The organism is Chryseolinea lacunae, assembly GCF_016735595.1.
GTDB lineage: Bacteria > Bacteroidota > Bacteroidia > Cytophagales > Cyclobacteriaceae > Chryseolinea > Chryseolinea lacunae.
On sequence record NZ_JAERRB010000004.1, the window covers coordinates 527,265 to 546,759 of the forward strand.

The following is a 19,495-nucleotide window of genomic DNA, read 5'->3' on the forward strand; positions in this document are numbered from 1 at the left end:
CTTAGTATGCTCTCACCAGCTTTCCTTCCATATAGTTCACATACGAACGGTTCACCACTTTCATGCCGCCGGGTGTAGGATAGTTGCCTGTGAAATACCAATCGCCGCTGTGCAGGGGAATGGCTTTGTGCAGGTTTTCTACCGTCTGGAAAATCACTTCCAGGTCGGCCTTCATGTCGGCCGGGCGAACGATCTCCGAAATTTTCGAGGAGATTTCGTCATAGGTGAACGACTCGTACAAATTTTGTACATAGTTTTTCTGGCTCTGATGGCCGCGGGCGCGTGTACATTTTTCATAGACCTCGCCCAGCAAATAGTCTTTGCCGGTTTCTTTCAGCAACGAGATCATGGCGCGGAAAGCAACAAACTCACCCATCTTGCTCATGTCGATGCCGTAGCAATCGGGATAGCGGATCTGGGGCGCCGACGAAACCACCACAATCTTTTTCGGCTCCAACCGGTCGAGCATTTTCAGAATGCTTTTCTCCAGTGTCGTTCCCCGCACAATGGAGTCGTCAATCACCACCAGGGTGTCGATGCCTTTGCGGATCACTTCATAGGTGGTGTCGTAAACATGGGCCACCATCTCATCGCGATGTTCGTCGTCGGTGATGAAGGTGCGCAGCTTCACGTCTTTCAATACGAGCTTTTCCACCCGGGGACGGAACGACAAAATTTCTTCCAGCGAATCGACGGAAGGTTTCTTGTCGATGATAATGTCTTTTTGTTTGGCGATGAGGTAGTCTTCAATGCCCGCCATCAGACCATAGAACGCTGTCTCGGCCGTGTTGGGAATGTAGGAGAACACCGTGTTCTTGATGTCGAAGTTCACGGCGCGAAGCACCTGGGGCACCAGCAGGCGTCCCAGTTGTTTGCGTTCTTTATAGATGTCGGGGTCGTTGCCGCGCGAGAAGTAGATGCGCTCGAAGCTGCACGATGTTTTTTCGGCGGTCGGCACAATGGAGTGCTGGCTGTATTCGCCGTTCTTGTCGATGACCAGCGCGTGTCCGGGTTTTATTTCGTCGATCTGATTGTAGTCGACATTGAAAGCGGTTTTAATGGCAGGCTTCTCGGAAGCCACCACCACCACTTCATCATTGGCATAATAATAAGCAGGACGAATGCCGTTCGGATCGCGCACCACAAAGGCCGAACCCGAACCGGTCATGCCGGCCATGGTGTAGCCACCGTCAAAATCTTTGCAGGCGCGACGGAGCAGTCGTTGAATGTTGAGTTCGTTTTCGATGATGTCCGATACTTCGCGGTTCGAAAACTTGTCTTTGTATTTTTCAAAGATGCCTTGCACTTCTTCGTCGAGGAAGTGGCCGATCTTTTCCATCACCGTCACGGTGTCTACTTTTTCTTTCGGGTGTTGGCCCAGGTCCACCAGCAATTCGAAAAGCTCGTCAACATTTGTCATGTTGAAGTTTCCGGCCATCACCAGGTTGCGGCTTCTCCAGTTGTTCTGACGGAGAAAAGGGTGAACGTTTTCGATGCTGTTCTGGCCGTGTGTGCCGTAGCGCAAGTGTCCCAGCCAAAGCTCGCCAGAGAACGCCACGTTTTCTTTGAGCCAGCGCTCGTTCTTGAATTTATCTTTTCCTTCTTTTTGTGCTTTCTTGAATTTCTTCCCGATTTTTTTGAAGAGATGGGCTACGGGCTGTGCTTTGATGGAACGATAGCGGCTAATGTAACGGTGTCCGGATTCTACGTCGAGTTTTATGTTGGCGACTCCTGCGCCGTCCTGTCCCCGATTGTGTTGTTTTTCCATCAGGATGTACATCTTATTCATGGCATACAGGGGGCCATATTTTTCGATGTAATACGAAAGAGGCTTTCGCAGGCGGATCATCGCTATTCCGCATTCATGGAGAATCTGGTCGCTCATGGCTTGTAGATCGTTACAACCCCTTGTCCGGTTCAAAGCGCCCTTGATCTCATCCCAAACCTGCACCGAACACGGCAAAGGACTCGGGGGAAACACTGGTGCAGCTACCGGCTAACGGGATTAAAGTGCAAAGTTAATTTTATTAATCCATCCCATCAACAATCCGGGATTGAAGAAGAGAAAGAGTATCCCTACAACCAAGAGAAGGCCCAAAAGATTTTCGAACGTAAGATTATTTGTGGTTGCGACATGTTTCCCGTTGCGTACAAAGGCGAAAAATGGGATGCGCAGGTAATAAAACAATGAAACCACCGTGTTCAGCAAACCGAAAATCATCAACCACAGCACAATCGACTTCCCCGAGAGCTGATAAGCATCCCAAAGCGACGTGAAAATGAAAAGCTTGCCCGTAAATCCACCCGTGGGAGGTAATCCGGTTAACGAAATAAAACCGATCAGTAAAAACACCGACGGCCACAACCACACGCGACCTGTTCCTGCAAACGATTCCAACGAGGAAAATCCAAGCCTCTCAAAATAGTGCAGGTACAAAAACACGATGAAACTCCCGACGGCATAAGCGCTCGCATAAAAAAGTAAATAGTGTATACCCTGTGGAAGAAAAGCGGCGATCCCCACCAATAAAAATCCAGACTGTGCCACCGAAGAATAGCCCATGAGCCGTTTGGCGTTTTTTTGCCAAAGAGCAGAAAAGTTTCCCACCGTCAGCGACAAGATGGCTACGGCGCACAACACGAGCTGCCAATCGAAAATCGCGTGGCCTCCGGCTTGCAGCACCAGCGTGAAGCGCGCCAAAACACCCAGCCCGGCAAGTTTGGGGACCACAGCAAAAAAAGCGACAACAGGCGTGGGCGCCGCCTCATACACGTCGGGCACCCAGGGGTGCAACGGTGCCGCCGCGATCTTGAAAAAAAATCCCGCCAGGGCAAACGCCGCCGCCACAAAAAACAATGGACTGGGATGCTCTATGAGCTGCCGGGCGAACTCGGGCGCCGAAAAATCGAGCGTGCCCGTGAGGCCATACAAAAACGAAAAGCCATAGAGCATGGCTGCCGACGACACCGAGCCGAACAGAAAATATTTCAGGCTGCCCTCGGTGCCGTGCCTTGAAAAAGAAAATCCCGCCAGCACATACGAACTGAGCGAAATCATTTCCAACGACAGAAACACCATCGCCAGACTCTGGCTCATCACCAACAAGTGTGCACCCAAAATCACCGTGGCCAGCAGCGCATAATACTCGGCATGAAAACGCAGTGGTTTTGGATCGCGGGTGGTCATGAACACAGTCAACAACCCGCTGATGTCGATGATGATTCGCAAGTAGGCCGAGAAGGAATCGCTTCGCAGCATGTTGCTGAATAACCCGCGCGGTGTGGCGTAAGCATTCCAGTAGGTGAGTTCGAAGAGAAGTGACGCCAGGAAAACAAGTGCACACAACAACGCCGTCCAGACGGGTTGCTTTCGTGCGATGAGCCCGGCAACGACAATGATGACGATGCCTGCCGAAAGCACAAGCTCGGGAACAAACCCGCCAAAGCTTGTCGCGGTCGACTGCAATTTTTCTGCGAAGCTTTGCACGGTGCTACGGGGTTATGCTTTTGCCTGAACGAAGCACAAATTCTGCAAAGTGTTGTGCGTAGGGATCGATGATGGAAAGGACCGGCTGCGGAAAAATGCCGAACACCAGCACAGCCACCGCCAGCGGCACCAGCATGATGTATTCGCGCCGGTTCAGGTCGGGCAGCTGTTCGGGGCTCATTTGCCCTTTCAGGTTAAAGACTCCAAAGAACATCCGCTGCATCGTCCACAAGTAATAAGCCGCCCCGATCACCAGCCCTGACGTTGCAATGATGGCCAGGCTTTCATGAAGCGGACCACCCACGCTGCTTGATTTGAATGCGCCCAGGAAGATCATCACCTCGGCAATGAAACCCGAGAACCCGGGAAGCCCAAGCGAGGCAAAGAATGCAATGAGCACAAACGCGGTATAGGTCGGCATCTTGGTGGCGAGTCCAGAATAGTGTGCTATGGTTCGGTTGGCGGTGCGGTCAGACAACACACCGGCCAGCAAGAACAGCATGGCCGAAATGAGGCCGTGGCTAAACATCTGATACACGGCACCCGCCGTGCCCTCGGCCGTAAGCGACGATAATCCCAACAGCACAAAACCCATGTGCGACACCGACGAGTAAGCAATGAGTCGCTTCAGGTCTTTGCTGGCCATGGCGTTCAAGCCACCATAAATGATGGAGATCACGCCCAGCAACCCCACAAACCATCCCAGGTCAATGGCCGCTTCGGGAAAGATAGGGAAGGCGATGCGTGCCAGGCCATAGCCACCAATCTTGAGCAACAACGCGGCAAGGATAACCGAAATGGGAGTAGGGGCCTCCACGTGCGCGTCGGGCAACCACGTGTGCAGTGGCACCATGGGAAGCTTGATGCCGAAGCCAATCACCAACAACAGAAAAGCCCATGCCCGGAACGACAGCGGACCGAGTTTGGAAATGTGATGAGGATCGAGCAACGCATGGGGAATAAAATTCGAAGCATCGGCCATGTGCAGCAGGTTGAAGCTGTGCACCAGGGGGGCGCTGCCGGAAGGTTCCTGCACCGAAACATACAATGCGATCAGCACGATGAGGATGAGCACGGAGCCCAGCAGGGTGTAGAGAAAAAATTTGATGGAAGCATATTCGCGCCGCGGTCCTCCCCAGATGGCGATGAGGAAGAACATGGGCAGCAACATGAATTCGAAGAACAAATAGAACAACAGGAAGTCAAGCGCCGTGAAGCTTCCAATGATAGCGCCGTTGAGAATGAGCAGCAGAATGAAATAGCCTTTCACGTTTTCGGTGATCTTCCACGACGACACCGTGGCCACCAGCAAAACAAAAACAGCGAGGGCCACCAGCGGAAGACTCAATCCATCAACACCAACAAAATAGGATGCCTTCAGCACGCCCCACGAGCCCATGTTCAACGTGATCCACGGTTTCAGTTCTACCAGTTGCAGGCCGCCCGGATGAAAGTGCGACAGCATCACCACCAGCACAATCACCTGCAGCACATTTGCCGTGAGGGCCAGCGTGCGAAACGAAGTGGTGGAGGTTGCCGGTAGGAAAAGACCAAGGAATGCCGCCAGCAGTGGAATGAAGATCAGTAACGAAATCAGATATGGCTGCATTTAACTTGTCTTTAGGACTGCATAGGGCTTAAAGCAGGGTCCAAATTATAAAAATTATGATTGCGAACGCCGCCCAGAAAATATAAAGCTGAATTTTCCCACCCTGAAAAGAGCGCGTAAACGAACCGATACTCTTTGCCAACCCGGCTGCGCCATCCACAAAACCATCCACGATAGCGCGATCGAACCACCCCGTGAGGTTGGCCACAATCACCTGGGCATAGGCCGTGGCATGAAGAAAACCATCGATCCATTTTTTGTCTGCCCGATGCGTGAGGTCGGCCAGTTGCAACGTGGGTTGCTCGATGGCTTTCCGGGAAAACAGGTCCACATAAAATCCTTGCGCCAGCAGGCGCGAATCCAGTTTGCGACCCCGCGAAGCATAGGCCACGGCCAACGCCAGCAACACCCATGCGGCCGACGCCATGGAAACAAAACCGCCGTGAAAATCTTTGGCGGCGCCGATGTGGTTATAGATCCAGCCTGAAAATGAAAACGGATTCCATGAAAACCAGATCCACACCGAAGCCAATGCCAGCACGGCCATCGGTGCCCGCATCACTACAGGGGGCTCCGACACCACAAGCGATGCCGTTGACTTTTCTTCGCCGTTGAAGATCGTCCACACCAGGCGGAACGTATAGAGCACCGTCACAAACGAAACCAACGCCACAACCAGCAGCACCACCCAATGCCACGCATCGCCTGTGTTGCTCCAGTGCACCAACGCAGCAAGGATAGCATCTTTCGATAAAAATCCGGAGAACAACGGCAAACCGGCCAGCGCGCTACCACTCACCACAAACATGATGAACGTGAACGGAAGCTTTTTCCGCAAGCCGCCCAGCAGACGGATGTCCTGCACATCGAAATTCACATGCGATTGGTGTTGGGCCTGGTGAAGGGCATGAATGATGGAGCCAGCCGAAAGGAAGAGACACGCTTTGAAGAAAGCATGCGTGAACAAATGCAACAGTGCCGCTTCGGGAGCGCCTGCGCCCATGGCTGCCACCATGAGCCCCAGTTGAGACATGGTGGAGTAGGCCAGCACTTTCTTGATGTCGTGTTGCGATAGGGCCGCAAAGGCGCCTAGCAGGGCCGTTATGGCGCCGGTGATGGCCACCACGTTGAGCGCTGCCGGGGTGAAGAGAAAATGCGCGCGGCCCAGCAGAAAAACGCCAGCCGTCACCATGGTTGCGGCGTGAATCAAAGCCGACACGGGCGTAGGGCCTTCCATGGCGTCGGGAAGCCACGTGAACAGCGGGAACTGTGCAGACTTGCCAACGACGCCACAGAAAATGCAGAGCGACGCAGCGGTCATCCACGCGGGATCAAGCGGCAGCGCGCGCAACGCTTCGATGTTGAACGTGTGTCCATGCGTCCACACCAGCATGAGGCCGATCAGAAAGCCGGCATCGCCCACGCGGTTGATGATGAACGCACGCTTCGAAGCTTCTGCTGCCGCAGGACTTTCGTTCCAGTGGCCGATGAGCATATAGGAAGAGAAACCCACCAGTTCCCAAAATACAAAAATCAAAAGCAGGTTGTCGGATACTACGATGCCCAGCATGGAAAATGTAAAAAATCCGAGCATGGCAAAGTAACGACGCAACGCCGTGTCGCCGGCCATGTAGCCGATGGAGTAGACGTGTACAAGAAACGACACGCCCGTCACCACAAACAGCATCAACGCCGACGCGTTGTTCACATGAATGCCGGCCGTGAAGGTGTGGTCTGCTATGGAAAACCAAACGCGTTGCCAGGTGAAAGCCGGGTGATTCCAGGCTTGGTATAACACCACGGCCGCGCACACGGTGCTCGCCATCATGAGGAATGGCGCCAGCACCGAAGTTGCCCAACTGTATTTTTCAGAGACGTAGAAGCACAATAGGAACGAAAGCAACGGCAGGGCCAGGGCACCACCCAGGCAAATCACGAAGAATGACGAATGCGCTTGAAGGGTATCCAAAGGCGTCATTGGTTTAGTTCGTTCACATGATCGGGCACCGAGGTGCGATATTGCCGGTAGACGCGCAGCACGATGGCCAGGCCCACCGCAGCTTCACACACCGCCACCACAATAACAAAGAGGGCAAACATTTGCCCTTGCAGCGACCCGGGATGAAGACTGTTGAAGGCCACCAGGTTCAGGTTCGACGCATTCAACATCAGTTCCAATCCCAGTAGCACCATGATGGTGTTTCGCTTGGTGATGATGACGATGAGGCCTGTCGAAAACAGGAACGCGCCGAGGTATAGAAAGTGGTGCACCGGTGCCATGTCAGATTTTTTTGGAAGCGTTGTCCGACGCCATCACGGCCGCGCCAATGAGCGCCATGAGCAGCAGGATGCCGGTGGTTTCGAACGGAAGCACATAGTCGCTCATGAGGGCGATGCCCACAGTTTGTGTCGCGTCAAACGTGGTGGAAGTTTTGGCAACACTTTCGCTGGTGGGAAATGTTTGCAGCGCAATGGCATACACCAGCGCGCCAAAGAACGCCAGCCCCACCAAGCCACCCGACACGGGCAGTGTGTGTTCCACCACCAGCGGTTTGCCAGACAGACGCGACGTGAGCATGATCCCAAAGATGATGACCACCAGGATGCCGCCGGCATAGACCAGAATTTGTGTGACGGCCACAAACTCGGCAAAGGCCAGCACATACAAACCCGCCAGCGCCAGCAGGATAACAATGACGAGCAGGGCGCCATAAAAAACACTGCGCGCAAAGAGCAATGCCACCGCGGCAATCGCTGCCGCCGCTTCAAAGAAGTAGAACAGGATCAACGGTGCGTTCATGACGTGGGCGTGGAGGATCCGGGTGGTTTTATTTTGGGCTTGAACACCGGCTTGCTCACCTTGGGTGCAGCAGGGGCCACAGCGGCATCGCCATTGTCTTTCTTTTCTTCAGGGGTGCCGACAATTGTCGCCGTGGGGGCAGGTGGTGTGGCCGCGGCGACCGCTTTCGATTTTTGATGTTCTTCGAATAGTTTTTTCTTCTCGGCAATTTCGGCTTCCGTCATTTCGGCAAACACAAAGTTGTGTTCGCGGATGTCGGTCACGCTGAAATCATAAACCTTGGTCATGGTGAGGCACTCGGTGGGGCACACGGTGGTGCACAGTCCGCAGAAGCAACACTTGCCCATGTCGATGTCGAAGGTGGCGGCATAGATGCGCTTCGAGGTGCCGTCGGAGGTTCTGCCGATTTCTTCGGTGGCGCGGATCGGTTCAATGGTGATGCAATCTACCGGGCAAACCTTGGCGCACTTGTCGCACACAATGCAGTCGTCTATTTCGTTGTGAAGCCGGTAGCGCCCGTTGTCGGGCACGGGTTGCATGGCGTAGGGATATTGAATGGTGGCAATGCCCTCGCGTTCGGAAAAATAGTTGGGCGCGCTGATGGCCCGCACAGGTTGTGTTTTGCGCGCTTGCCGGAGATGTGCAAAGGTGATTTTCAACCCGCTGCTCAACGAGCGAATCGTGTCGATCACATGCTGCCAATAGGATGGTTCTTTGCCCTTTGTCATTGCAGAGCAAAAATAGAAGGGAAAAGGACGCGGCCCACATTTCTGCACGATTATTCGCAGAAGTTTGGGCCGCGTTTAGGGGCGAACAGATGTTAGACGTTTAGGTGGTTGCCTTGGGCAGTGTGAAGTAGAACGTGCTGCCTTTGCCTTCTTCGCTTTCCACCCAGATTTTCCCACCGTTCTTCTCCACAAACTCTTTGCAGAGAATCAACCCAAGCCCTGTGCCTTTTTCGTTGGCCGTGCCGCGGGTGGTGTAGGGAGCTGTTTTGTCGAAGAGAATTTTGATGATGTCAGGGGGCATGCCCACGCCGTTGTCGGTCACCGACATCATCCACTGTGTGCCTTTGTCCTGGCTGCGGATGGCCACGGTGCCGCCGTCGTTGGTGAACTTCAGGGCGTTGGTGATGAGGTTTCGGATCACCAGGTTGATGGTGTTGGAGTCGGCAAAGCCGATGGTGTTTTTGGGCACCTCGTTCACAAGCTGGATGTCTTTGCCATTCACGGCGGCCAGCAGCTGTATGTTTTCTTCCACAATGTTTCCAATGTCGATTTTGGCGGCCTGCACATTGAGCTTGTCCATTTGCAGCAGGGTCCAGTCCAGCAGGTTGTTGAGCAACGTGCGGGTGTGGTTGAAACGCACCTTCAGTTCGCGCACGTGGCTGGGCAATTCGGCTTCGGTCACCGCGCCCTTGTCGAGCAGGTCAAGCAACCCGCTCAGGGCATTGATGGGCGAACGCAGGTCGTGCGAGATAATGGAGAAGAATTTGTCTTTCACCTGGTTGAGACGTTCCAGCTCTTCGCTGCGGGTTTCCATCTCTTCCTGGTGCTGAAGCAACAGCATGTTGATTTGGCGTCTGCGGCGACCGCTGCGATACACCGTCACCAGCAGAATCACGCTCAACGCCATCACCACCACCAGGATGTTGCGCACAAATTCCTGTTTCTTCAATTCATCTTTCTGATCGGCCTGCTGGCGGCTGAGTGCAGCAATCTGCGAGTCGCGCGATTCGGTTTCGAAACGGAGCTGGTCGCGCAGCAGTTTGCCCTGCATCTCCTGGCTGAACAAGGTGTCTTCCAGTTGCTTGAATTGTTTGTAGTATTCCAGCGACTTCTTGAAGTCGCCTTTCATTTCCCACAGGATCGACAACTGGTTGAAGCATTTGATTTCCAGCACACGGGCATTCAGTTGTTTGGCCACCGTGAGGCTGTTTTCAATTTTGGTGAGGGCTTGTGCAAAGTCGCCTTCCTTGGTGTAGACAAGACCCCGACCCAATTCAACCTCGGCCATGCCAAAACGGTCGTTGGCGCGGGCGTGAAGTGCATAGGCCGAATCATAGTGTGCCTTTGCGCTCGCAAAGTCGCCACGACGCAGGTAGATGGTGGCAAGTTTGGAATGCACCTTCGGCTCTAGCTGGTTCACCTTCAGTTTGTGAATGATCTCAAGCGATTTCTTGAGCGACAGCAGTGCCGAGTCGTATTCATTTTTGCGCAGCTGTACATCGCCGATTTCATCGTAGGCGTAGGCAATGCCTTCTTCGTCTTTGTGTTTCTCACTCATGCGCTTCGCCAGGTTCAGGTGGTCGAGGGCGCGTTCGTATTGGCCCAACTCCTTGAACACGCGACCCACGTTGTGATAGGCCACCAGCATGCGGAAGGTGTCGCGCACGGCCACGGCCACGCGATGCGATTGGGTGAAGTAGTAGAACGAGTCGTCATACTCGCCCAGTTCATAGTAGTCGTTGCCGATGTTGTTGTAGTCGCGCGAAATTTTGGCGCTGTCTTTCAGCAGGATATCATTTTCGAGCGAGAGGTTGTCGAAACGAATGGCGGCGCTGTGATCGCCGCTACTGGTGAGCATGAAGGCTTTGTTCTGGTAGGCCAGCACTTTCAGTGAGGGGTCGTCCAGTTTTTCGGCGAGCTTCACGGCCTCGTCCGTATAGCGGGCGCTGCTGGTGTAGTCTGAGTATTGGTTCAGGGCGGCGAGGCGTATCAGCAAACGCACACGCGACGAATCAGGCAAGTCACTTTTCAATGCCTTCTGCAGGCTATCAAGGTCGTGTTGGGCCTGCGCATGCAGGGTCACCTGAGAGAAAAGAAAGAGTGCAATCCAAAAAGTTTTTTTCACGCGATCAACTAAAAATTAATTTCCAAAATCCGCATACAACTACCAGTGCCAAAGCCAGCGGTGTCAAATATTTCCACGATACATTCATTAATTGGTCAACCCTGAGGCGGGGAAAAGTCCAACGCACCCACATCTGCACGGCTACTAAAAACATGGCCTTACTCATCAACCAAAAAATCCCCCACAAGGTCGATCCCCAGGATCCTGCCGAGCCACTGGTCCAGTCGGCCAGACGCACCGCAGCAATGTTCGGTAGTGGGGTGCTCCAGCTGCCAAAAAATAATACAGCCCCTAATATACTGACTAAAAGCATCATTCCATATTCAGCAAGCATTATTACGGCCCACCGGAACCCGGAGTATTCCGTCTGAAAACCCGCCACCAATTCCGATTCTGCCTCGGGCAAATCGAACGGCGCACGGTTGCATTCGGCCAGCGAGGCGATGAAGAACACAACCCACGCCACGGCTAACAGCGGCATCCGGAAAACGTTCCAGGTGGTGAACCCACCCACGCCCGACATGTCAAGCCCCAGCGACGAAATGCCAAACAGAAATTGGGGAGCCGTGCTGTAGCTGCTTTGCTGATACGATATCTCTTGCAGGCTCAGCGTCTCGCACGTCATGCACACGCAAAGAACGCTCAGGCCCAGGGGCACTTCATAGGAAATGATCTGCGCGGCCGACCGCATGGTGCCAAACATGCTGAACTTGTTGTTCGAACTCCATCCGGCAATCACAATGCCCACCACGTCGAGCGACACAATGGCCAACAGGAAAAACAACGCAGTGGATAGTTCGGCACCGGCCCACGAGGGTGCCAGGGGCAACACGGCGAAGCCGGCAAACACTGCTGCAAAGATGAGGATGGGCGCCAACTTGAACAGCTTCGATTCGGCTTTGGCCGGCACAATGTCTTCTTTCTGAATAAGTTTGAGGAGGTCGGCCACGGTTTGGGCGATGCCGTAGTAGCCCACTTCCATCGGGCCGAGACGGTCCTGTATGAACGCAGATAGCTTGCGCTCCGCGTAGATGGCGATCACGGTGTAAAACAACAGGAACGGTAATATGAATATTAGCGTCGTCAAGGGCTCAGGCTCCGGGCATTAAAAAGGTTTCCAAATTGGGGATTTTATAGTTCCGGATTATTAATTTTTTATCTGGAAAAGTACATCGCCCCGCTCAGTTCCACAAGGGGTGTTTTTCCAGCCGCACATCGGCATGAAAAAACATGCGGGCCGCAGCCTCAAATGATTCGGTATAGTCCGACACCAGAAAGTGGTGCTGTACCGGCCCCGTGGTGTTCAGCAGGTTTTCATTTTCAAGATGGCGTTGCAGGGCCCGCGCAATGGTTTCGGACGAATCCAGGATGGTCATACGCTCGCCATAGAAGGCCGCGATCTCCCGCTTGATGAGGGGATAGTGCGTGCACGCCAGGATGAGGGCTTCGATGTGGTGAAGATTTTCGTCGCCCAGATATTGCGCGATGATTTCATGACTGATCTGGTTGTTGAAAAATCCTTCCTCGATCATGGGGGCAAGCAATGGAGTGGCTACTGAATGCAGGGATATCTGCCGGTGGCCCTCCTCAATCTTGCGGGCATACACACCCGACTGTACCGTGCGCTTGGTGCCGATGAGGCCCACCCGCCGGTCGGGAAACTTTTCGAGCACCAGCGCCACCATGGGGTCGATCACGTTGATGATGTGCACATCGTTGCGCACATATTCCTTCAGCAGTTCGTAGGCGGCAGACGATGCGGAATTGCATGCAATGACAATAACCTTACATCCTTTTTTCAGGAGCACATCGGCAATTTTGATGGAGTAGGCCTGAATGGCGGCCTCCGACTTGTCGCCATAGGGCAAGTGGGCGGTGTCGCCGAAATAGATCATGCTTTCCTGGGGCAGCAGGTTTCGGATGGCGTGTGCCACCGTGAGTCCGCCAATGCCACTGTCAAAGACTCCGATGGGTTGCGTGGGCGATAGCTTCATAGAACGCGCCAATATACAGGTTGGACGCGGGTCGGAAAGCGCTTAGGCGAAAAGTATTTTTTGGATCATGCGGTGTTTGCCGTGAGTTTAGTCACCACAATCTCGTGTTGTTCGCGATGTCCGCAATAGGAACATTTGAAGTGCTTCAGGAGCAGGCCCGGCTCCATGGGTGTGGGGGCCCGTTCAATTTCTTCGCGGTCAATCACCAGCGTGAAGTAGCCGCATTCCGTGCACTCTTCGGCGTGCTGATAGGCCGGATATTTTTCGATTTTTTTGTAGCCTGTTTTATCGTCGAGCCACACGTCGTAATCGATGGAATGAACAGGTCCCGACGTTTTCATGTCGTCTTCGAGGTGATGTTCTTCTTCCGAATCACTGAGCTTGCGCATGACGTTTCCTTCCGGAGAAATGCGCGGCGTGTTGCGCAGTTTGGTGAGCCGTTTTTCGAGTTGACGCGGATAATAGATGCGCACCAGGCTGAAGAAAATAAAGTAGGAGATCACACCGAATCCGGCCGTGATGAAGATGCGCACAAAAAACCAGCGCGAACCCTCGTGCACAATTTTGTCGGTGGCCAGCGTGTTGGCATAGATCGCCACCGCTGCGATGAAGGCCATGACGGAATACCAGAAGTATTTGATCTCGTTGAGGTTTACGTAGTCGTATTTCTCTTTGAAATCTTTGATCTGGAAAACTTTGAACTCATGATACAAAAGGATCAATACCCCGATCGCCACACACATCACTGCCCCAACATACATGTATTGATCCCACGCGCTTAAGAACGTTGACGTGGTTTCCATAAGAATTAAATTTTGGTATACTAATATATACAAAAATATTCTATCGAATGCCACAAGACGCTCCATTCTTTGCGGGCAGAGCTGTAAATTTGTCTCTTATTTTTCGTAGGTAAATTCCACATTCTGTTAGTTCATGAGCGTGTGCCAGTTGAAAGGGTATAGGGGGATGGTTTGGGTTGCGATCATATGCATGACGTCACCCGTATGCGCACAAAATATGGCAGTGGCTTCACACCGCAAGGTGATCACCGAAACCGAACTCGACAGCACTGTGAAAGCGCTCTCGCGCATGCCCCTCGCAGAAGCCGAACGGATTCTTCTTCCGGATGTGCAAAACAACGGAGCGTTGCGTGGCGACTTGCAGGCCATGCGCATCCTGGCCCGCGTGCAGCTCAGCAAAGGCAAGACCGTGGAAGCCCTTCAGGTGGCCGAACGCATTTTGCAAGGTGCCGAGGCGTTCAAACATAACACCGAAAAAGGCCCGGCACTCTACCTCATCGGCAGCATCTACAACCGCGAGAATCAAAAAGAAAAAGCACTCGACGCATTTTTGAAAGCCGCGCCCTGGAGCGAAAAATACGGCGACGCGTTCGAATCGTTTTCCAACTACTATGAGGCTGCCAACATTCAATTTAACGGCGACAACCTCGAAGCGTCGGCCGCCTTGCTGAACCGGGCGTTGCACCTCTACCATCTGGAACCCGAAAACTTCAACTCAAACGACCGGCTCACGGTGGTGATGGGTGCCTGGAACACGCTGGGCCTCGCCTACATGAAGCTGGGAAAAAATGCATCGTCGCTCCTGGCCTTGCGCGCATCGCAAAAACTGGCCGAAGAAACGCGCAACGCTTTCTGGGCCGGGCTCACCACAGGCAACATCGGTACGCTCTATCACCGGACCGGTCAATATGATTCGGCATTGCTGATGTGTGCCATCGACAAGAAGGTGAGTTTGAAATTCGGCAACTGGCATTCGGCGGCCAACGCCATCTTTGTGATGGGAAGCACCTACGAAAAACTGGGACGTCGTGCCGAAGCACGCCAGGCTTTCGACACCGTGGGCATTCTCATCCGCGCGCACCACTTCATGATGCCGGAATATTATAACAAGGTGGCGGGGTTCTATAGCGAGGCCGGCGATTATAAAACAGCCTATTCCTTCACCCGGAAATTTCAGGCCGAGCGCGACTCGATTTTGGCCAAACGAAATTCCAGCGAGCGTGCCAACCTGCAGGCGGCATTCGACTTCGAAAAGAAACTGGCCAACCACAACCTGGTGGTGAAAGACAACCAGTTGAAAGACGAGCAACTGAAAACCCAATCGTTTCTCACCATCACCATTGCCCTGGGCCTGGGCCTGGCGCTGGTGCTCATCTCATTCCTGTATCGCCGCAACCGCTTTCGCAAAAAAGTGAATAAGGATCTCGAAGACAAAGTGAAAACACGAACGCGCAAACTGCTGGAGGCCAACCGCGAGCTCGACACATTTCTCTACCGCTCGTCGCACGATCTGCGCCGGCCCATCACCACCATTCTGGGGTTGAACAACATCGGACAGCACCTCATCAAAGAAGAACTGGCCCGCGAAATATTGCAGAAGGTGAACCTGACGGCCCGTGCCATGGACCTGATGCTGCTGAAGCTGGCCACTTCGCACGACCTGAACAACCACGCCGTAGAGCTGTCGATCATCCGGTTCAACGAACTGTTGTCGGACGTCATCAAGAAATTTGAGGCCGATTTGAACGAGCAGAACATTCGCATCGCGGTGTCGGTAGACGAGGTGCGCTTTGTGTCTGACGAACGCCTGTTGCGCATCATCATCATGAACCTGATCGACAACGCCATCCATTTTTCAAACCCCGAGCATACCAATGCCATTCACATCCATGTGACCGAAGAACAGGGCGAGCTGGTGCTGGAAGTGTCGGACAAAGGCATCGGCATTGCACAGCCCTTTCACAACGAGGTGTTCAAACCTTTTTTTCGCGGCAGCGAACGTTCAAAAGGAAACGGCCTGGGATTGTATCTCGTGAAAAAAGCCCTCGACAAACTGGGCGGCAAAATCCGCTTCCAGTCGGCGGTGGGCAAAGGCACTTTTTTCTCCGTCACCATACCCAACGAGTAGGGGGTTGGCACTTGCCTGCTAAATTCTGCCCCTGGTTCGCCGCGCGCCAATAAATTCGTATTATTGTGGCCTTGACACAATTAAACTAACATGGCTAACAACTTATTGAAAGGAAAGCGGGGAATCATTTTCGGCGCATTGGATGAAAATTCGATCGCCTGGAAGACCGCCCTGAAAGTGAAAGAAGAAGGTGGTTCTTTTACGCTGACCAATGCGCCCATTGCCATGCGCATGGGGAAGATTAATGAACTCGCCCAGGCATGCAACACCGAGGTGATCTCGGCAGACGCCACGTCGGAAGAAGATCTGAAAAACCTGTTCACCAAGTCAATGGAATTGCTGGGTGGCAAAATCGACTTCGTGTTGCACTCCATCGGCATGAGCCCCAACATCCGCAAAGGAAAAGAATACGGCGACATGAACTACGACTGGTATTTGAAAACCATCGACATTTCGGCGCTGTCGTTTCACAAAATATTGCAAACGGCCGAGAAGCTTGACGCCATGAACGAGTGGGGTTCCATTATGGCCCTCAGCTACATCGCGGCGCAACGGTCGTATCCCGACTACACCGACATGGCCCAGGCGAAAGCCATGCTGGAGTCGATTGCCCGCAGCTATGGTGCACGTTTTGCCAAACTGAAGAAAGTGCGCGTGAACACCATCTCACAATCGCCAACCAAAACCACAGCCGGTGCCGGCATCTCCGGTTTCGACGTGTTCTTCGACTTTGCAAACATGATGTCGCCCCTGGGCAACGCCACCGCCGAAGACTGCGCAGCCTACATCACCGTGATGTTCTCTGATTTCACCCGCATGGTCACCATGCAAAACCTGATGCACGACGGCGGCTTCTCCTCCACGGGCATCACACAGGAAATGGTGGACAGACTCTCGAAATAATTTTCTCAAAAGCACCGGGTTTCATGAATGCCATTGGCACCGTGAAACCCGGTTTGTTTTTATACGCGCATGGTTTCTTTCCCTCCCTGCAAAATCAACCTCGGCCTCAGCATCACCGGCAAACGCGCCGATGGCTATCACAACCTGGAAACGTGTTTCTATCCCATCGCGTGGACCGACATCCTTGAGGTGATTCCATCCGATACGTTTTCGTTTACGTCGTCGGGCATCGCCATACCCGGCAGGGAAGACGACAATCTCTGCATAAAGGCCTATCACCTGTTGCAGCACGCCCACAAACTTCCGCCGGTGCGCATTCACCTGCACAAAATTATTCCTATGGGTGCAGGCTTGGGAGGAGGCTCGTCTGATGCGGCCTACACATTACGGTTGTTGAATTCGGTTTTCAAGCTTGGGCACTCAGCTACCGCGTTGGCCGGGTTTGCCGCGCAACTGGGTAGCGATTGCGCCTTCTTCACACAAAACCGGTCACAGTTTGGCGAAGGCCGTGGCGAAGTGCTTTCCGACATCGATGTGTCGTTGAAGGGGAACTATATTGTGATGGTGAAACCCAATGTGCACGTGTCTACCGCCGATGCGTATGCCGGCATTCATCCCCATAAAAAAGAACATTCGCTGAAAGAATTGCTCCTGCAACATCCGCTGCACGAGTGGAGGCATTGGATTAAAAATGATTTTGAGGAATCGGTTTTTAAAAAACACCCCTCGCTTCAAACGATCAAGACGACACTTTATGAGGCCGGCGCAGTCTATGCCTGCATGAGTGGTTCGGGCTCGACGGTGTTTGGAATTTTCCAAAAACAAATTGAATTATCTTCGGCATTTCCGGACGCTTTGGTCTGGTCTGGAATTATTTCGGCATGAGCTTTCGCTGATCGAATCGCTTTCGCAGGAAGGGATACACAATCACCGCCGACATGATGATGCCGGTGCCCACATAAAAATTAGTTCCCATTTTTTCGGACGCTCCAAAGATGAGCACGGCCATGATGATGCCGTAGACCGGCTCGAGATTGAGCGTGAGCTGAATCAGAAACACGCTGATCTTTTTCATCAGCTCCACGGCGGTGGAGTAGGCATAGACCGAACACACACCTGCCAGCAAGGCAATCCATAACCAATCGGAGAGCGTGGGCAGATACAACATCGCTTCGTGTGTGCCCCACACCATTTTATAGACCGGCAGAAACAACGCCAGGCCCAGGAAACATCCAATCATTTCATAGAACGCGATGGTGAACGATGGGATGGTGCGCACCATGCGCGAGTTGAAAATCGAAAACAGCGCCGACGTCAATCCTGCCATAATGCCCAGCAGCAACCCGAGTTTGTATTGGAAGTCGAACGAGAAGATCACGTAGAGTCCGAACAACACTAAGCAGCCCAGCACCAGTTCGAATTTTTTTATGCGTGTGCGGTTGAGCCACGGCTCCAGCACGGCCGTCCACAGCGAGTTGGTGGCAAAACCGACCAGGCTCACCGAAACATTGGCCACACGTCCCGCTCCAAAAAATGACACCCAGTGCAACGCCACCACGAAGCCGATCAGGATAAGATAGAGCAATGACTTGGGAGGGACAGTGAACGATTCTTTTCGCGCATAAATCACAATCGCTAACCCCAGCGCAGCCAGCAGCGCCCGGAAGAACACCATCTCCATGGTGGGGATGGACACGAGTTTTCCCAGAATAGCCGAAAAGCCCCAGAGAAAAACAATGAAGTGAAGTTTGAGATAGTCTGCGCGTGTGGCCATTTAACGGGGAACGTATTTATACATGCCGAGGGTGATCAGGAAAAAGATGATGTTCGGAATCCAAACTGAAATTTGTGGCGGCATAGAGCCCGCTTCGGCAAATGTTCGGAACAGCGTGAAGAACAGAATGAACATGAACGACAGTACAAACCCCAGGGCAATCTGCAAACCTGTGCCTCCGCGACTTTTGCGCGACGACACAATCACACCCATAAACACCAGAATGAGAATGGTGAAGGGCGAGGTGTAGCGCGTGTATTTTTCCACCTGGTAAACTTCCACGCCGGTGGACCCACGACGGCTCAGCATGTCGATGTAGTCGTCGAGTTCGTTGAGCGTGAGGCCTTCGGAGCGGAGGTAGTCGCTTTCAAATTCTTTGGGCTGAATCACCAGGGCTGTGTCGCGCGAAGGGCCGCGAAACAATTTGGCGCTGTCGGAAAAAGAATGGGGAATATATCCCTTGCTCACTTCGGCCGATGTTGGTATGTGGAAGAGACTGTCCACACGCTTGATGGCCCAGTCGCGCATAGTCCACTTGTGTTTGGTCGAATCCCACTCGATGCGATCGGCGGTAAGCTTTTCTACCAGGCGGTTGTTTTCAAATTTCTCCAGCGTGAAATGATAGCCCGTGTTGTTGGTGTTGTTGTAGCTCTGCATATACAAATACACATCGGGAGCCACCTGGATGTGGATGTTGCGCTTGTCGAAATAGTATTTGTTTTTGAGGTATTGCAACTCGAACTCTACGCGCGCTTTGGTGGAGTTGGGAATGATCCACCCGGTGAGTGTGAAGTTGATGACGCCCACAAAAATGGCGCCCACCAGGTAGGGAGCGAGCATACGCTTGAAGCTCACACCCGCGCTCAGCATGGCAATGATCTCGGTGTGCCCCGCCATGCGCGAACAAACATACACGGCCGCGATGAAGATGGTGATGGGGGTGAGCAAACTGCCCAGCCCGGGAATGTAGACCAGGTAATAAAACATGATCGACCCCGCACTGAGATTCGCTTCCGAAAACTTGTCCATCTTGTCGGTGAGGTCAATCACCGTGATCACCGACAACAGAATCACCACCACAAAAAAGAAGGTGACGAGGAACGTCTTGAGAATGTATTTATCGAGAAGCTTCATGTCGCCCTAT

General features: G+C 53.1%; 16 protein-coding genes. 3 read left to right on the forward strand and 13 right to left on the reverse strand.

The genetic code is table 11. The annotated features are described in order from the left end of the window. Position 1 precedes the first annotated feature (1 nt). The 11 genes from JI741_RS15005 to JI741_RS15055 all read right to left on the reverse strand — a co-directional run bounded on the left by JI741_RS15005 (position 2) and on the right by JI741_RS15055 (position 13,546). On the reverse strand, positions 2–1,885 hold the full coding sequence (locus tag JI741_RS15005) for an amidophosphoribosyltransferase (protein ID WP_202010872.1): 1,884 nt from the start codon (positions 1,883–1,885) through the stop codon (positions 2–4). Between the two features lie 120 nt (positions 1,886–2,005). Beyond that, positions 2,006–3,487 (reverse strand): NADH-quinone oxidoreductase subunit N, encoded by a 1,482-nt coding sequence (locus JI741_RS15010; RefSeq protein ID WP_202010874.1) that lies wholly within the window; start codon positions 3,485–3,487, stop codon positions 2,006–2,008. 4 nt (positions 3,488–3,491) lie between these two features. After that, positions 3,492–5,096: a complex I subunit 4 family protein gene (locus JI741_RS15015; RefSeq protein WP_202010875.1), complete on the reverse strand. Its 1,605-nt coding sequence runs from the start codon at positions 5,094–5,096 to the stop codon at positions 3,492–3,494. A gap of 28 nt (positions 5,097–5,124) precedes the next feature. Then, positions 5,125–7,065 carry an NADH-quinone oxidoreductase subunit 5 family protein gene (locus tag JI741_RS15020; protein WP_202010877.1) on the reverse strand — a complete coding sequence of 647 codons (1,941 nt, stop codon included), beginning with the start codon at positions 7,063–7,065 and terminating at the stop codon, positions 5,125–5,127. Between the two features lie 5 nt (positions 7,066–7,070). Further along, positions 7,071–7,376 (reverse strand): NADH-quinone oxidoreductase subunit NuoK, encoded by a 306-nt coding sequence (nuoK, locus tag JI741_RS15025; protein ID WP_202010878.1) that lies wholly within the window; start codon positions 7,374–7,376, stop codon positions 7,071–7,073. A 1-nt stretch (position 7,377) separates the two neighbouring features. Continuing rightward, entirely contained in the window at positions 7,378–7,896 is a 519-nt protein-coding gene (locus JI741_RS15030) for an NADH-quinone oxidoreductase subunit J family protein (protein ID WP_202010879.1), read from the reverse strand. Further along, positions 7,893–8,624, reverse strand: a complete 732-nt coding sequence (locus tag JI741_RS15035) for a 4Fe-4S binding protein (protein ID WP_202010880.1) — start codon at positions 8,622–8,624, stop codon at positions 7,893–7,895. The genes JI741_RS15030 and JI741_RS15035 overlap by 4 nt, the downstream gene beginning before the upstream one ends. 100 nt (positions 8,625–8,724) lie before the next feature. Beyond that, positions 8,725–10,749, reverse strand: coding sequence for an ATP-binding protein (locus tag JI741_RS15040; RefSeq protein ID WP_202010881.1), 2,025 nt, complete (start codon positions 10,747–10,749; stop codon positions 8,725–8,727). A 4-nt stretch (positions 10,750–10,753) separates the two neighbouring features. Continuing rightward, positions 10,754–11,836, reverse strand: a complete 1,083-nt coding sequence (locus JI741_RS15045) for a complex I subunit 1/NuoH family protein (RefSeq protein WP_202010882.1) — start codon at positions 11,834–11,836, stop codon at positions 10,754–10,756. A gap of 94 nt (positions 11,837–11,930) precedes the next feature. Further along, positions 11,931–12,743, reverse strand: a complete 813-nt coding sequence (murI, locus tag JI741_RS15050) for a glutamate racemase (protein WP_202010883.1) — start codon at positions 12,741–12,743, stop codon at positions 11,931–11,933. Between the two features lie 65 nt (positions 12,744–12,808). Further along, positions 12,809–13,546: a hypothetical protein gene (locus tag JI741_RS15055; protein ID WP_202010885.1), complete on the reverse strand. Its 738-nt coding sequence runs from the start codon at positions 13,544–13,546 to the stop codon at positions 12,809–12,811. A 217-nt stretch (positions 13,547–13,763) separates the two neighbouring features. On the opposite strand from JI741_RS15055, the gene JI741_RS15060 reads away from it, so the two are divergent. From JI741_RS15060 to ispE, 3 genes are all read left to right on the forward strand, one after another. After that, positions 13,764–15,674: an ATP-binding protein gene (locus JI741_RS15060; RefSeq protein ID WP_202010887.1), complete on the forward strand. Its 1,911-nt coding sequence runs from the start codon at positions 13,764–13,766 to the stop codon at positions 15,672–15,674. Between the two features lie 90 nt (positions 15,675–15,764). Then, complete coding sequence (locus JI741_RS15065) at positions 15,765–16,577, forward strand: enoyl-ACP reductase FabI (RefSeq protein WP_202010889.1); 813 nt, start codon at positions 15,765–15,767, stop codon at positions 16,575–16,577. A 69-nt stretch (positions 16,578–16,646) separates the two neighbouring features. Continuing rightward, positions 16,647–17,462, forward strand: coding sequence for a 4-(cytidine 5'-diphospho)-2-C-methyl-D-erythritol kinase (ispE, locus tag JI741_RS15070; protein WP_202010891.1), 816 nt, complete (start codon positions 16,647–16,649; stop codon positions 17,460–17,462). Here ispE and JI741_RS15075 read toward each other — a convergent pair. Beyond that, positions 17,449–18,351 (reverse strand): DMT family transporter, encoded by a 903-nt coding sequence (locus tag JI741_RS15075; RefSeq protein ID WP_202010893.1) that lies wholly within the window; start codon positions 18,349–18,351, stop codon positions 17,449–17,451. The genes ispE and JI741_RS15075 overlap by 14 nt on opposite strands. Then, a complete protein-coding gene (locus JI741_RS15080; protein ID WP_202010894.1) occupies positions 18,352–19,485 on the reverse strand; it encodes an LptF/LptG family permease in 1,134 nt (377 codons plus the stop codon). Positions 19,486–19,495: the final 10 nt, after the last annotated feature.